Origin of the sequence: Pantoea sp. QMID4, assembly GCF_030270445.1 — a bacterium.
Lineage (GTDB): Bacteria > Pseudomonadota > Gammaproteobacteria > Enterobacterales > Enterobacteriaceae > Pantoea > Pantoea vagans.
Map to the genome: position 1 here is coordinate 20,199 of NZ_BSXL01000009.1, position 15,135 is coordinate 35,333.

Genomic DNA, 15,135 nt, shown 5'->3' on the forward strand with positions numbered 1-15,135 from the left:
GTTAACTACCGGCAACAGGTTTTGAGTCTGGACCAAAAACCTGCTGCCAGACGCGGGCGTTATAATAAACGACGCGCCGCTTCGACCACAATCTTCACTGCGTCACTTTCTGTCTGCTTCATGGTGACCGCATCCGGAATCTCTTTCTGAGTACGGTTCACAATCACGCCCGCGACCATGCCGGCCCGCAGCCCCTGGCTGGCGCACATGGTTAACAGCGTTGCAGATTCCATCTCATAGTTGAGAACGCCCATCTCCTGCCACTCTTTCATCGATCCTTTGAAACGACTGACGACGCGGCCTGAAACGGTGTCGTAGCGCTCCTGGCCCGGATAAAAGGTGTCAGAAGAGGCGGTGATGCCAATGTGGGTTTTCGCGCCACAGGCTTCAGCGGCGGCAACCAGTGCGGTGGTGCAGGCGAAGTCAGCGACAGCCGGGAATTCCATCGGGGCAAAATGCAGGCTTGCTCCGTCCAGGCGAACGGACGCGGTGGTCACCAGCACATCGCCGACGTTGATGTGTGGCTGGATAGCACCTGTGGTACCGACACGCAGGAAGGTACGCACGCCAAGCTGCGCCAGCTCTTCGACCGCAATCGATGTAGAAGGACCGCCGATGCCTGTTGAGCAGACCACGACCGGCTTGCCATCAAGTTTTGCCAGCCAGGAGGTAAATTCACGGTGTGAGGCGAGATGCGTGGCATCTTCCATCAGTCCGGCAATTTTCTTCACGCGCTCCGGGTCACCCGGCACAATCGCCAGGGTCGCGCCCTGCAGATCGGCTTTTGTCAGGCCAAGATGGAAAACGTCAGACTGTGTCATTTTCAGACTCCTGTTAAGGGAAGGTAGCGCGCCACTCTACGCCAGCACGCCCGATAAATATGTGACAACATTCACTTAAGAAAATGAAAGTTACATTTCCTGGAAGATAAAATGTGATTTTAATCACACTATTACGTCTTATTCTTCCGGATAGCCCTTAGCGAGGCTGTGTCAGGGTCGGCGCAGTGTTAAAGAGGTGGATGATTTTATTCGCTGCTGATTCTGTTACCCGACACCTGGACGCATACGCTTTACGGCCAGGCTATAGTTACGTGATTGCGCAAATGCTTGCACGGAGAGAATAATGAAACCCAGTGACAATATGGCACAAAAACCGGCGACGGGCGGCTTTGCCCCTGCCGTGCAGCCCACCGCCTCTACCACCATTATTACCGAAAGCCCGGCGATTCACTCAGGTGAAACCTCAGTGCCCAGCCAGGGCGAAAACATGCCGGCATTTTTTGCAAAACCGCACTCAGCGGAAGGCCCATTGCCTGTGGTGCTGGTGGTGCAGGAGATCTTTGGCGTCCATGAACACATCCGGGACATCTGCCGCCGTCTGGCGCTGGAAGGCTATCTGGCGATTGCGCCTGAACTCTATTTCCGCGAAGGCGACCCGACTGAGTATAACGATATCCCGACGCTGTTCAGCGAACTGGTCAGCAAGGTGCCGGACACGCAGGTGTTGGCCGATCTCGATCATGCCGCTAACTGGGCGGCACGTAACGGCGGTGATATCCGTCGCATGGGCATCACCGGTTTTTGCTGGGGTGGCCGTATTACCTGGCTCTACGCCGCGCATAACCCACAGCTACGCGCCGCGGTTGCCTGGTATGGACGATTAATCGGTGAGCGCACGCTGAAGCAGCAGAAGCATCCAATTGATGTTGCGGTCGACCTGAGTTCGCCGGTGTTAGGTTTGTATGGTGGTCAGGATGACGGCATTCCACTGGAGAGCGTCGAGCAGATGCGTCAGGCGCTGCATGCCGCCAATGCGACCGCCGAGATCATCGTCTATCCCGAGGCGGGACATGCGTTTAATGCTGACTACCGTCCGAGTTACCATGCTGAATCAGCCAATGATGGCTGGCAGCGGATGCTGGCCTGGTTCAGGCAGTATGGCGTGGCATCAAAATAAGGGTATTGCTTCAAAATAAATGAAAACAGGGGCGCTTCTGCGCCCCTGTTTATTGCCACCCGGTCCCTTTCCTACGCCGTCTCACCACGCAGTTTCTTTGCCGCCGTCACCATATTCGCCAGCGCCTGACGTGTTTCCGTCCAGCCACGCGTTTTCAGACCGCAGTCCGGGTTCACCCACAGACGCGCTTCCGGAATCCGTTTCGCCGCCTTCAGCAACAGCGCCTCTATCCACGCCACGCTGGGAACGTTAGGCGAGTGAATGTCATAGACGCCGGGGCCGATTTCATTCGGGTAGTCGAAGTGTTCGAACGACGCCAGTAAGTCCATGTCAGACCGTGAGGTTTCAATCGTGATCACATCCGCATCCAGCGCCGCGATGGCGTCCATGATGTCGTTGAACTCGCAGTAACACATATGTGTATGAATCTGGGTTTCATCCCGCGCCACTGCCGCACTCAGCCGGAACGCCTCCACCGCCCAGTTCAGATAGTCCGCCCACTCAGACTGATGCAGTGGCAGACCTTCACGCAGTGCAGGCTCATCGATCTGAATAATCCCGATGCCTGCTTTCTCCAGATCTTCCACCTCATCACGCAGCGCCAGCGCGATCTGCTTCGCGATGGTTTCCCGTGACACATCTTCACGCGGGAATGACCAGCACAGAATCGTCACCGGGCCGGTCAGCATTCCTTTTACCGGCTTGTCGGTCAGCGACTGCGCATACTTCGCCCACTCAACGGTAATCGCCTCTGGACGACTGACATCGCCGATGATCACAGGCGGTTTCACACAGCGGGAACCGTAGCTCTGCACCCAGCCATTCTGGGTAAAGACAAATCCCTCCAGATGCTCGCCGAAGTACTCAACCATGTCGTTACGTTCCGCTTCACCGTGCACCAGCACATCCAGTCCCAGCCGCTCCTGTTCGGTAATCGCCTGTCTGATGTGCTCCGCGATGCCGGTACGGTAATGGTTGCTGTCGAGACGGCCCTGTTTAAAGTCGAGGCGCAGGCCGCGAATTTCAGTGGTCTGTGGAAATGAGCCGATGGTAGTAGTGGGCCAGGCGGGCAGATTGAAACGCTGACGCTGCAGTACTGCGCGCACCGGGTAGGCGTTCTGACGCTCACTATGCTGCGGCGTAATGGCCTGCAGCCGCTGTCCCACCGCCGTATTATGCACGCGGCGGGAGTGAGCACGGGCGCGCACCGGTGCGCTCCAGGCGTCCAGCAGCGTCGCATCATTGTTATTCAGTGCCTGACTCAGCAGTGAAAGCTCAGCACATTTCTGCAGCGCAAAGGCGAACCAGCTTTTAACCTCATCATCCAGACGGGTCTCGACGCCAAGGTCGATTGGGCTGTGCAGCAGCGAGCAGGAAGATCCGATCCACAGCTGTTGACGCGCTTTGATCAGCGGTTGCAGACGGCTGAACCAGCGGCTCAGATCGGCGCGCCAGACGTTACGACCGTTAATCACGCCCAGCGACAGCAGCCAGCTGGCGGGCAGTTGCTGATTCAGCTGCTCAATATTATCGCGGCCATGGACCAGATCGACATGCAGACCCTGTACCGGCAGCTCACGAATAACATCAAGGTTCTGGCCAATGCTGTCAAAATAGGTGGTCAGCAGTAGCTTACTGTGACCCTGCAGGGCGTCATACGCCGGTTTAAACGCATCGCGCCACGTCTGTGGCAGCGCCAGCGCCAGGGCAGGTTCATCGATCTGAACCCATTCGATGCCGCGCTTCGTCAGTTCTGCCAGCACCTGCTGATAGACCGGCAGAATCCTTTCCAGCAGCGACAGACGTTCAAACGGCTCACCTTTAACTTTACCCAGCCACAGATACGTTACCGGTCCCAGCAGCACCGGTTTGATGTTGTGGCCCAGCGCCAGCGCCTCATCAACCTCGTCCAGTAGCTGAGTCCAGGTCAGTTTAAAGGTCTGGTCCTGAGTAAATTCCGGCACCATGTAGTGATAGTTGGTGTTAAACCATTTCGTCATTTCTGCCGCCGCCGCAGGCTCGCCAGTTGGCGCACGACCGCGCCCCAGACGAAACAGCGTGTCGAGATCAACGGTGCCATCTTTGTTCTGATGACGCGCGGGCACGTTGCCCAGCAGCAGGCTGGTGGTCAGCACATGATCATACCAGGCGAAATCGCCGACCGGCAGCAGATCGACACCCGCCTCTTTCTGTTGTTGCCAGTGTCGGGCGCGCAGCTCGCGGCCCGTTGCCAGTAACGCCTGCTGCGTGCTGTCGCCCGCCCAGTAACTCTCCAGGGCTTTTTTCAGTTCACGGCGCAGGCCAATACGGGGAAAGCCGAGGGTATGGTTCAGGATAGTCATATGCTGTTCTCCAGATAATCTTTCACTTTGGCTTAAATGGGCAGCCAAAGATGTTTAGCCGTCCAGATGTTTACACTGCTATACTCTGCGGGTACTGTATGTTGCTCAAGCGCAATATGTTCATTTTCGATGTGAAGGACTCTCATGATCGAACTCAAGCACCTGCGGACGCTTCAGGCTCTGCGCAATACCGGATCGCTGGCGGCGGCGGCGGCCCAGCTTCATCAGACGCAATCGGCGTTGTCTCACCAGTTCAGCGATCTGGAGCAGCGGCTGGGATTCCGTCTGTTCGTTCGTAAAAGTCAGCCACTGCGCTTTACGCCGCAGGGCGATATTCTGCTGCAGCTGGCGGAACAGGTGCTGCCGCAGATTCAGCAGGCGTTGCAGGCTTGCCATGAGCCGCATCAGACCACGCTGCGGGTAGCGATTGAGTGTCACAGCTGTATTCAGTGGCTGACGCCCGCGCTGGATAAATTCCGGCAAAGCTGGCCGCAGGTGGTGATGGATTTTAAATCGGGTGTGACCTTTGATCCCCAGCCTGCTCTGCAACAGGGTGAGCTGGATGTGGTGCTGACCTCCGACATTCTGGCGCGCTCGGGCCTGTTCTACTCGCCGATGTTTGATTATGAAGTGCGGCTGGTGCTGGCGACGGATCACCCGCTGGCGCAGGTTGAGCAGATTTCGCCGGAGGATTTAGCCGATGAAGTGCTGATGATCTATCCGGTGCAGCGTCAGCGTCTGGATATCTGGCGTCACTTCCTGCAGCCCGCTGGCGTCAGTCCGGCCCTGAAAAGTGTGGACAACACCCTGCTGATGATTCAGATGGTGTCGGCACGGATGGGGATTGCCGCACTGCCGCACTGGGTGGTGGAGAGTTTTGAGAAGCAGGGTCTGGTCGTCACACGCACGCTGGGTGAGGGTCTGTGGAGCCGTCTTTATGCCGCCGTGCGTGAAGGTGAGCAGCGTCAGCCGGTGCTGGAGGCGTTTATCCGTTTTGCCCGTCAGCACGCCTGTGAGCATCTGCCATTTGTACGCGACGCCGCACTGCCCGGTACGGTGTTGCAACGGTAATCCGGCCAGCACAAACCTGCGCGAACGCGGGCAAAATCCCCTATAATGCGCAGCCTGTCGACTGACCATGAGAAGATCTCACCATGACTAACAATGATATTCTGCGCAGCGTGCGCTACATGCTCAACCTGAGCGATGCCAAAATGGTGGAGATTTTTGCGCTGGCAGAATGTGACGTGCCGCAGACAGATATTCAGGCGTGGCTGAAAAAAGATGACGATGCAGCGTTCCGTCCCTGCCCCGATGTGCTGATGGGTTATTTCCTGAATGGCCTGATCTTTTACCGTCGCGGCAAGAGTGAAGATGCGCCTGCACCGTCGATTGAACGCAAAATGACTAACAACATCTTCATGAAAAAACTGCGTATCGCTTTCGATTTAAAAACCACCGACATCCCTGACGTGCTCAAACGCGTAAACTTTACCGTTTCGCAGGCGGAAGTCGGCGCGATTTTCCGCAAGCCCGATCATAAAAACTATCGCGAGTGCGGCGATCAGATTCTGCGTAACTTCCTGAAAGGGCTGGCGATGATTCAGCGTCCTAAGAGTGAGAAGCCAGCTTAATTTCTGATCGCTTCTGACCCCTGCGTGGTCAGAGGTGGCGCATCTGATCGCAAAGAAAGCCTGCATCCATGCAGTACGGCCTCGCCATCCTTGGCTCTGACGCTTTGCTCCTCAGCTGCGCCACCCCTTCCCTCCCGCTTCATCAGGGCTTTGACAAGAGCAGCACCGGGCCAGCCATGCGGCGGACGCTTTACTTCTCAGCCCGCCATTCCCTCCTTCATGCTCGCGCTGAGCCACGCATTTAACAGCGATGAGGCTGTCGCACCTCATGGGCTGGCGCGTCAGAAGTGCGAAGCGTCCGGGCCAGGGATGGCCCGGCCGATCGACAGGGAGGTGAGATTCCTTCGCGATCGGACGCCCCAGCCCGGGAGACGGCACCCATTCAACAGCCACTTTTCAAAGCCTGTTTATGGTCTGTGGCAGCGCACCCCTTTCACCTTATGACCGGTCACCCCGCCCCACTACCCAGCGCTTATGTACCCACAGCGAGGCGATGATCACCAGCGCGCCCGCAATAAAGCTCGGCCAGTGCGGTTTCTGCTGCCAGATAGCCAGATTCACCAGCAGCCCGGCAGGGACGTGCATGTTATTCATGATGCCCAGCGTACCGGCATCGACCTGCGTCGCCCCGTAGTTCCACATAAAATAGCCGAGACCGGAAGCCGCAACGCCCAGCCACACCAGAATGCCCCACTGTAATGAGGTGGTCGGTAACTTCTGTGGGTTGCCCCAGGCGCACCAGGCGATCACGGCAATCAACACCGCCCCCAGATAGAACCAGGAGAAGGCCGTGTGCTGCGGCATGGGACGGGTCTCCTGCAGACGCTTATAACCCACCATACCTGCCGCAAAGCAGATGTTAGCCAGCTGTACTAACAGCAGACCAAACCAGAAATGATCGCTGACTTTGTCATAACGAATAATGGCCGCACCGGCTACCGCCAGTAACGCACTGAAGATATAGCCGATGCGCAGCGGACGACGGCTGATCAGATCGTAAATCAGCGTCACATAGAGCGGCGTCATCACCGTAAACAGCAGGAATTCTGACACGCTAAGGTAGAGATAGGCTTCGAAGCTCAACAGATACATCACGCCCAGTTGCAGCATCCCCACCAGCATATACAGCAGTAGCGTTGAAGGGCGATAACCCCGCCAGCGCAGGAAAGGCAAAAATACCAGCGCAGCCAGCGCCAGCCGCATCAGCACAGAGAACCAGCTATCCACCTGCCCGGCGAGGTATTCGCCAATCAGGCTGAACGAAAAGGCCCACAGAATGGTGGTAATAATCAATAAAAACACGGCAACGACCCCGAAATTAACAGGCCGACAGTGTAAACAATGTGCCGCCGTCAGGCTGTGAAATCTGGTTGACATCTGATTATAAACCAGGCGATCAAAAAGCCGACCGGATAGCCTGCTTACACTTCCTGACATATCAATCGACAGAATAGGTTTTCAGCCAGATAAAATGCGCGAAATGATCCATCAGATGATCACTTCCGCTCCTGACTGTAATAAAACTGTAACAAATGTGTCATTCATCACAGTAACGTTGCGCAACTAACACTATTCTTTGCGCGAAATGGAACATTCTGCATCCATTTTGTTCTGCACTTTCCTGCTCCTGCCTGCCGGGAATGAAAAACCATAATGTGCCCTGGAGGGCCTCACTGATGCTGAGCATTTTTAAACCTGCACCACGTCAGCCGCAGGTGGCGGCGGATCACGTTGATCCGCTCTACCGTCGTCTGCGCTGGCAAATTTTCATCGGGATCTTCTTTGGTTATGCTGCCTACTACCTGGTCAGAAAAAACTTCGCACTCGCCATGCCCTATCTGGTCGAGCAGGGTTTTTCACGTGGCGATCTCGGGTTTGCCCTGTCCGGCATCTCCATTGCCTACGGCTTTTCAAAATTCATCATGGGCTCGGTCTCTGACCGATCAAACCCGCGCGTCTTCTTACCAGCCGGTCTGATTCTGGCCGCAGCAGTGATGCTGATCATGGGATTCGTCCCCTGGGCGACCTCCAGCATCATGGTGATGTTCGTACTGCTGTTTATCTGCGGCTGGTTCCAGGGCATGGGCTGGCCACCCTGTGGGCGCACCATGGTTCACTGGTGGTCGCAGAAGGAGCGCGGCAGGATCGTTTCGGTCTGGAACTGTGCGCATAACGTGGGCGGTGGTATTCCGCCACTGCTCTTCCTGCTCGGCATGGCGTGGTTCAACGACTGGAAAGCGGCACTCTATATGCCCGCGTTTGGTGCCATTGCTATTGCGATTATTGCCTTTGCGCTGATGCGTGACACGCCGCAATCCTGTGGCCTGCCACCGATTGAAGAGTACAAAAACGACTACCCGCCCGACTACGATGCCAGCCACGAAGAGGAGCTGACGGCAAAACAGATCTTCATGAAGTATGTGTTGCCAAACAAGCTGCTGTGGTACATCGCGCTGGCCAACGTTTTTGTCTATCTGCTGCGCTACGGCATCCTCGACTGGTCACCCACCTATCTGCGCGAAGTCAAACATTTCACGCTGGATAAATCGTCGTGGGCCTACTTCCTGTATGAGTATGCGGGGATTCCAGGCACGCTGCTGTGTGGCTGGATGTCGGACAAAGTGTTCCGGGGTAATCGCGGTGCAACCGGCGTATTCTTTATGACGCTGGTGACCATTGCGACCGTGATCTACTGGCTCAACCCGGCGGGCAATCCTGGCGTCGACATGGCCTGCATGATCGTGATTGGCTTCCTGATCTACGGTCCGGTGATGCTGATTGGTCTGCATGCGCTGGAGCTGGCACCGAAAAAAGCAGCAGGAACGGCAGCGGGCTTTACCGGCCTGTTTGGTTACCTGGGTGGCTCGGTCGCGGCCAGCGCCATTGTCGGTTACACCGTCGATTATTTCGGCTGGGACGGCGGCTTTATGGTGATGATTGCGGGCTGTGTGCTGGCGGTGATTCTGCTGTTACTGACCATGGTCAGCGAACACAAACACAAAAAGACTCTCGCCTGAGGGTAATAAAAAAGGACCGGTTATCCGGTCCTTTTTAACGCGGGCTGTTTAAGCAAGATAGAGCGTGCGCAGTGTCTGCGGCACCGCATCATCGGCATTCGAACCAATCACATCCAGCTCCGGCAGCGTATCTTTTAAGCGCTGATGGGCGTTCTGCATAAGATAGCCTTTACCCGCCATGCTCAGCATCTCCACATCATTCATACCGTCGCCAAAGGCAATGCAGCTCTCCAGCGAATGACCCAGCGTTTTCGCGACCGCTTCCAGCGCATGTCCTTTCGACACGCCGCCCGCCATCACTTCCAGACAGGTTGGCAGCGAGAAACTGACGTTAACCCGATCGCCCCAGCGCGCTTCAATCGCCTGCTCCATCGGGATTAGATGCTCAGGGTTTTCGCAGGTGAAGAAGACCTTGCTGATGTTGCTGGTTGGCAGCAGACCTGGCTCGTAGACCTGATAGTTGAAAACCGACTCGCGGAAATAGTCCTGCTCAGCCGGGCTTGAACGGCTGACAAACCACTCATCGTCGCGGTAAACGTGCGTCAGAATATCGCTGTGATGATACTGCAGGCCAAACAGATCGCTGGCGATATCCTCATCCAGATTATGGCTGAACACCAGCTCGCCCTCTGCATTGTGCACGCGCGCGCCATTCGAGGTGATCATATAGGCCGGAATTGCCAGGCTATCGCGCATCTGTCCGACATCGATATGATGACGACCGGTGGCGAAGACAAAGTGAATATCCTTAGCGACCAGCAGCTGCAGCGTTTCACGTGCAAAAGGGGTCAGGCGATGTTCGGGAGAAAGCAGCGTGCCATCCAGATCGGATGCAACGATGTGATACATGTAAACCTCGGGTATCTGGTTCTGCCGGTTTTTACCGGTCGGATAAATAACGTCAGTGGTGCGATGAAAAAAAGTCGACCACTGCATTGAGTGCTTCGGCACGCATCTCATCTTTTTCAAACAGGATCTCGTGACGCGCGCCGTCGATCACCCGTGGCTGATTACCTTCACACAGATGACCCGCCGCCGCCATCGCGGCACAAAACAGGTCCTGCGAACGGTTGTCGACCACCCGATCGTCGCTGGCCTGTAACAGCAGCAGCGGCGTAGTGATCTTATCAACCTGACTGATGATGTTGCGCCCCGCATGGATGCCTTCGCGTACCCAATGGTAGGTCGGTCCGCCCACACGAATCGCCGGATCGTCCGCATAAAAACGCAGGTTACGCCGGTAACGTTCGGCGCTATGGGTCAGCCGGTTAATGCCAAACGGATGCGCGCGCCAGCGTCCGGTGCCGAGCGCATAGCCATCGCGTAAGGCTGGACGTTTCTCTGCCCAGTCCAGGATACGATGAGCCAGAAACGAGGGCAACGGTAAGGCGATGCCAAACATCGGTGCCACCAGCGCGACAGCATGAAACGCCTGTGGCTGACGCGCCAGAAACAGCGTTAAGATGGCGCCACCCATCGAGTGAGCCAGCGCATAGCGCTGCTGGTAATGACCGCTGACGATCTCTTTCAGATAGAGCGTTTCAAGATCGTCAACGTAATGCGTGAATTCTGCCACGTGACCGCGGTGTGAATCTTCCAGCAGCCTATCGGAGCGCCCCTGACCGCGATGGTCCAGGATCACCACATCAAATCCGCAGTGAAACAGATCGTACGCCAGCTCAGGATATTTTATGTAACTCTCGATGCGTCCCGGCACAATCAGGATCACACGCTTGTGTTGCGGCGATGTGAAGCGAACATAACGCAACGTCAGATTGCCGACGCCGGTAAACTCAAGCTCCTCACGACGGTGCCAGAAATCGAGCAGCGGCCCGGTGGCGAAGGCAGCAAAGGCTTTTTCCCGCCGCAGCCAGCTGGCTCTATGTTGATTCATTCGCCCTCCTGATGACCGGATACAGAGTCCTTAACGCCCTGCGCGGGCCGTAGCGCCGCGCTTATTTCTGGCGTATTGTGTCACAAATCCGCGACTAAAGAGAGCCTGACCCATGACCATCGAATGGTGGCTGACCTACCTGCTTACCACCACAATTCTCAGCCTGTCGCCGGGTTCCGGCGCAATCAATACCATGAGTACCGGTATCAGCCACGGCTATCGCGGCACGGTGGCCTCTATCTCTGGTCTGCAGGTCGGCCTGGCGTTGCATATCGTGCTGGTCGGTATCGGTCTGGGCGCGCTGTTTTCGCAGTCGCTGCTGGCGTTTGAAATTCTGAAATGGGCCGGTGCAGCCTATCTGGTCTGGCTGGGTATTCAGCAGTGGCGCTCAGCGGGCGGCATCGATCTGGATGCGGTCGCCAGAGCGATGCCGCGTCGTCGCCTGTTCAAACGTGCCGTGCTGGTTAACCTTACCAACCCGAAAAGTATCGTTTTTCTGGCGGCGCTGTTCCCGCAGTTTATCCAGCCACATCAGCCGCTGTTTATGCAGTATCTGGTGCTGGGTGTGACCACGGTAGTGGTCGATATCATCGTGATGATTGGCTACGCCACGCTGGCAACGCGCATTGCTGGCTGGATTAAAGGGCCAAAGCAGATGAAGTTAATGAACCGCATTTTCGGTGGGCTGTTTATGGCGGTGGGCGCGCTGCTGGCCAGCGCCAGAAAAATCGCTTAATGCCTGACGCGCCGAGTCCGGCGCGCAATTTCTTTCTTACCGCTGCTACGGCGCAGTCAGTGGCACCGCTCGCAACACAATGATGCCCGGCTTCGACTGCATATATTCCCTGAACGGCGTATCGACAACCCTGCGATTAACGGGCAGCGATGAGGCGTTCCTGAACCATAACCGGCCATCATGCCGGACGGCTATTCCGGCATGCGTGACATCCAGCCCCTGCGCGGGGGTGTAAACCCCGATGTAATCGCCGGCCTGGATCTGCGCCAGCACCGTTGGTGTGATCGCCCGGGCCGGAATGTAGGTGACGCGGCGAGGAATGATACCCAGACCGGGCACCTGTTCTTTTCCACGAGCCTGATGATTGAGCTGCTTCACTACCGTCACCGCATCCGGGCTGAGGGTGCCGGTGACATCATCGGCATTGCGCGGGTTCTCAGCGAACCAGTCGGAAAAGAAGTGGCGACGCTTCAGAAAGCTGACCTCACCGCCAGCGTAGCGGGTCCGAATCAGGTTAGCCTCAAAACTGGCGCGGTCGTGGCTGCGGCTCAGCGCCTGGACATAATCAAGCAGTGTGAAACAATCCACCCCGTTGAAATTGATCATCAGCGCTTCCGGGATATCAGGCGAGCCGATCAGCGTATGCGCCTGGTAAGGTGTCCCGAGAAACGCGGCGGAAATCTGGCTAATCCTTTCGCCCTGCGGCTGCTCTGACGCCGGGCGTGCCTGCGACAGGATAGCCGACACGCTATCTACTTCTGCCGTTTCAGAGACGCGATTATGGGCAGCATCAGGGGAAGCGCAGGCGCTGATACAGGCCGCGATAAACAATAGTAAAAGGGGTTTTACTCGCATCATCCTCTCCATGAAAAATAGTCCGTCGATACGACCATACCGGAGGTGAGGGTTTCATTAATTAACGAAGGGTGACTGTTTGTCAGCGATGACAGCAGAAAGACGTCAGCAGGCCTGGATTTTGGTAGCCCTCACTCAGGTGAAGTTCAGAAAGAGGCAACAGGAGGTGAAATGACTGCCGGATGCGCAGCGCGCTCTCCGGCATGAGGGCTTAACACGATATAATCAGGTGGATACCAAAACCGGCGAACAGCACGCCAGCCATACCATCCACCCACTTCGCCAGCCGCTGATACTTCGCGCGGATCCATGGCAGCGCAAAGATAGCCGCCACCAGCGTAAACCACGCAAAGGTTTCACCAACAATCAGCAGGAACAGACCCCAGCGCTCTGCTGAGCCAACATCGTCACCCACAAATAGCGAGAAGACGCTGCCGAAGTAGATAATCGCTTTAGGATTCGACAGGTTGGTCAGCAGGCCCTTAAGAAAGCTCATGCCGCGTTTCGGCAGCTCTACCACCGGTTCATCCTGCTGCGGCTGTTTATGACGCTGACGCGCTGAGCGCATCAGCTGCCAGCCCATCCAGAGCAGATAGAGGCCACCACCGACCATAATAATCTGATGCAGCCAGGCCATTTTTTCCAGGATCAGATGCAGACCCATCAGCGCCACGCCTGCCCAGACCACGATACCCAGGGTAATGCCCAGCACACCCATCATCGCCTCTTTACGCGAACGGCTGGCGGCAGTCTGTGACACGAAAAAGAAATCGGGACCGGGGCTCATCAGCGCCACCAGATGTACCAGCGCCACGGTTGCGAATAACATCAGCATGATTCGTGTCCTTTACTCTTCATCATCAAGATGCTCTTTGATCATCACCAGGAAGGGTTTGCCAAAGCGCTCCAGTTTGCGGTGACCCACGCCGTTGACGCTAAGCATCCCGGATGCGCTGACCGGCATCTGTTCTGCCATCTCTATCAGTGTGGCGTCATTAAACACCACATAAGGTGGAATATTCTCTTCGTCGGCAATCGCTTTTCGCAGCTTACGCAGCTTAGCGAACAGTTTGCGATCGTAGTTGCCACCGTGAAACTTCGCCGGACCACTGCTCTTTGTTTTCGCGGTGATTAAACGCGGCACTGCCAGCATCAGTGGCACTTCACCGCGCAGCACCGGCCGCGCTGCTTCGGTCAGTTGCAGTGCCGAGTGCATAGCGATGTTCTGCGTCACCAGCCCCAGATGGATTAACTGACGTAACACGCTGACCCAGTGTTCGTGGCTCTGATCTTTGCCCAGTCCATAAACCGGCAGCTTGTCATGACCCTGTTCACGGATGCGCTGGTTGTTGGACCCGCGCAGCACCTCAACGATATAGCCCATACCGAACCGCTGGCCCACGCGATAAATGCCGGAGAGCGCTTTTTGCGCTTCAACCAGCCCGTCATACCGTTTCGGCGGATCAAGACAGATATCGCAGTTGTCGCACGGCTGCTGGCGACCCTCGCCAAAGTAATTCAGCAGCACCAGGCGGCGGCAGGTCTGCGCTTCAGCAAACGCGCCCATGGCGTTGAGCTTGTGGCGCTCAATATCCTGCAAGGGCCCCGGCACTTTCTCTTCCAGGCATTTACGCAGCCAGGCCATATCGGCTGGATCGTAGAGCATCATCGCTTCGGCGGGCAGACCATCACGTCCGGCTCGCCCGGTTTCCTGATAGTAGGACTCGATGTTGCGCGGAATATCGAAGTGGACCACAAAACGGACGTTGGGCTTGTTGATGCCCATGCCAAAAGCCACGGTCGCCACTACGATTTGCAGATCGTCACGCTGGAACGCTTCCTGCACGCGGGCACGTTGTTCGCTGTCGATGCCGGCATGATACGCCCCGACACTGAAACCCCGGCTTTGCAGTCGCGCGGCGGTGTCTTCCACCTTCGCCCGGCTGTTGCAGTAGATAATGCCGCATTTGCCGCGCTGATCCTGAACGTAGCGCAGCAGCTGATCGGTGGGTTTGAATTTTTCCACCAGCGTGTAGCGAATATTGGGGCGGTCAAAGCTGCTGATCTGAATCAGCGGATCCTGCATGTGCAGCAGGTTAACGATGTCGTTGCGGGTGGTTTCGTCCGCAGTTGCCGTCAATGCCATGACCGGTAATTCCGGGAAGCGCTGACGCATCTTCCCGAGTGCACCATATTCCGGACGGAAATCGTGGCCCCACTGTGAAATACAGTGCGCCTCATCTACCGCCAGCATCGCCGGTTGCCAGTGCGCCAGACTGTCCAGGAAGTTATCCATCATCAGGCGTTCAGGCGCGATGTAGAGCAGCTTAACCCGGCCGGTACGGCAGTCAGCCATCACCGTCTGCTGCTGATCGCGCGTCATGGTGGAGTTGAGACAGGCTGCCGCCACGCCGTTCGCCAGCAGCTGATCGACCTGATCTTTCATCAGTGAGATCAGCGGCGATACCACCAGTGTCAGCCCTTCGCGCACCAGCGCCGGGATCTGATAACAGAGCGATTTACCGCCGCCGGTGGGCATCACCACCAGACAGTCGCGTCCGCTCAGCGCCTGATTAATGATCGTCTGCTGACCGGGACGAAACTGCTGGTAGCCGAAGGTATCCTGCAATACCTGCTGAGCCAGCGCTTCCTGATTAAGAACTGCCGAGGTTGCCACGCGATTCCTGTCTTACGTTAG

The 15,135-nt window shown here is 56.6% G+C and carries 13 protein-coding genes; 5 read left to right on the top strand and 8 right to left on the bottom strand.

The window, feature by feature from the left end:
• Nucleotides 1-59: 59 nt before the first annotated feature.
• Nucleotides 60-821 (bottom strand): uridine phosphorylase, encoded by a 762-nt coding sequence (gene udp / locus QSK07_RS19270; RefSeq protein ID WP_033734831.1) that lies wholly within the window; start codon nt 819-821, stop codon nt 60-62.
• Between the two features lie 304 nt (nt 822-1,125).
• Here udp and QSK07_RS19275 point away from each other — a divergent pair, with 304 nt between their 5' ends.
• A complete protein-coding gene (locus QSK07_RS19275) occupies nt 1,126-1,959 on the top strand; it encodes a dienelactone hydrolase family protein (protein ID WP_098051842.1) in 834 nt (277 codons plus the stop codon).
• 71 nt (nt 1,960-2,030) lie between these two features.
• On the opposite strand, the gene metE is transcribed toward QSK07_RS19275, so the two are convergent.
• The gene (gene metE, locus QSK07_RS19280) at nt 2,031-4,301 is read right to left on the bottom strand and encodes a 5-methyltetrahydropteroyltriglutamate--homocysteine S-methyltransferase (protein ID WP_285722397.1); all 2,271 of its coding nucleotides are present in this window, start codon (nt 4,299-4,301) and stop codon (nt 2,031-2,033) included.
• 144 nt (nt 4,302-4,445) lie between these two features.
• Between metE and metR the strand changes: the two genes are divergently transcribed.
• Both metR and QSK07_RS19290 read left to right on the top strand, forming a co-directional pair.
• Nucleotides 4,446-5,372, top strand: a complete 927-nt coding sequence (metR, locus tag QSK07_RS19285; protein WP_013359706.1) for an HTH-type transcriptional regulator MetR — start codon at nt 4,446-4,448, stop codon at nt 5,370-5,372.
• 83 nt (nt 5,373-5,455) lie between these two features.
• Nucleotides 5,456-5,935: a YehS family protein gene (locus QSK07_RS19290; RefSeq protein WP_013359705.1), complete on the top strand. Its 480-nt coding sequence runs from the start codon at nt 5,456-5,458 to the stop codon at nt 5,933-5,935.
• 438 nt (nt 5,936-6,373) lie between these two features.
• On the opposite strand, the gene QSK07_RS19295 is transcribed toward QSK07_RS19290, so the two are convergent.
• Entirely contained in the window at nt 6,374-7,237 is an 864-nt protein-coding gene (locus tag QSK07_RS19295) for a carboxylate/amino acid/amine transporter (RefSeq protein WP_107320144.1), read from the bottom strand.
• Between the two features lie 374 nt (nt 7,238-7,611).
• Between QSK07_RS19295 and glpT the strand changes: the two genes are divergently transcribed.
• The gene (glpT, locus tag QSK07_RS19300) at nt 7,612-8,952 is read left to right on the top strand and encodes a glycerol-3-phosphate transporter (protein WP_033734825.1); all 1,341 of its coding nucleotides are present in this window, start codon (nt 7,612-7,614) and stop codon (nt 8,950-8,952) included.
• Nucleotides 8,953-9,000: 48 nt separating this feature from the next.
• Here the strand turns inward: glpT and yigL are convergent, their stop codons facing one another.
• Together yigL and pldB are read right to left on the bottom strand one after the other, a co-directional pair.
• The gene (gene yigL, locus QSK07_RS19305; protein ID WP_285722587.1) at nt 9,001-9,801 is read right to left on the bottom strand and encodes a sugar/pyridoxal phosphate phosphatase YigL; all 801 of its coding nucleotides are present in this window, start codon (nt 9,799-9,801) and stop codon (nt 9,001-9,003) included.
• Nucleotides 9,802-9,853: 52 nt separating this feature from the next.
• Nucleotides 9,854-10,846 (bottom strand): lysophospholipase L2, encoded by a 993-nt coding sequence (gene pldB, locus QSK07_RS19310; protein ID WP_285722405.1) that lies wholly within the window; start codon nt 10,844-10,846, stop codon nt 9,854-9,856.
• Between the two features lie 112 nt (nt 10,847-10,958).
• Here pldB and rhtB point away from each other — a divergent pair, with 112 nt between their 5' ends.
• Nucleotides 10,959-11,582 (top strand): homoserine/homoserine lactone efflux protein, encoded by a 624-nt coding sequence (gene rhtB / locus QSK07_RS19315; RefSeq protein ID WP_010257290.1) that lies wholly within the window; start codon nt 10,959-10,961, stop codon nt 11,580-11,582.
• Nucleotides 11,583-11,627: 45 nt separating this feature from the next.
• Here rhtB and QSK07_RS19320 read toward each other — a convergent pair whose 3' ends face one another.
• The 3 genes from QSK07_RS19320 to recQ form a co-directional block, all read right to left on the bottom strand.
• On the bottom strand, nt 11,628-12,437 hold the full coding sequence (locus QSK07_RS19320) for a DUF1460 domain-containing protein (RefSeq protein WP_285722588.1): 810 nt from the start codon (nt 12,435-12,437) through the stop codon (nt 11,628-11,630).
• A 211-nt stretch (nt 12,438-12,648) separates the two neighbouring features.
• Nucleotides 12,649-13,272 carry a threonine export protein RhtC gene (gene rhtC, locus QSK07_RS19325; protein ID WP_285722409.1) on the bottom strand — a complete coding sequence of 208 codons (624 nt, stop codon included), beginning with the start codon at nt 13,270-13,272 and terminating at the stop codon, nt 12,649-12,651.
• Nucleotides 13,273-13,284: 12 nt separating this feature from the next.
• The gene (gene recQ, locus QSK07_RS19330; protein WP_098051847.1) at nt 13,285-15,114 is read right to left on the bottom strand and encodes an ATP-dependent DNA helicase RecQ; all 1,830 of its coding nucleotides are present in this window, start codon (nt 15,112-15,114) and stop codon (nt 13,285-13,287) included.
• Nucleotides 15,115-15,135: the final 21 nt, after the last annotated feature.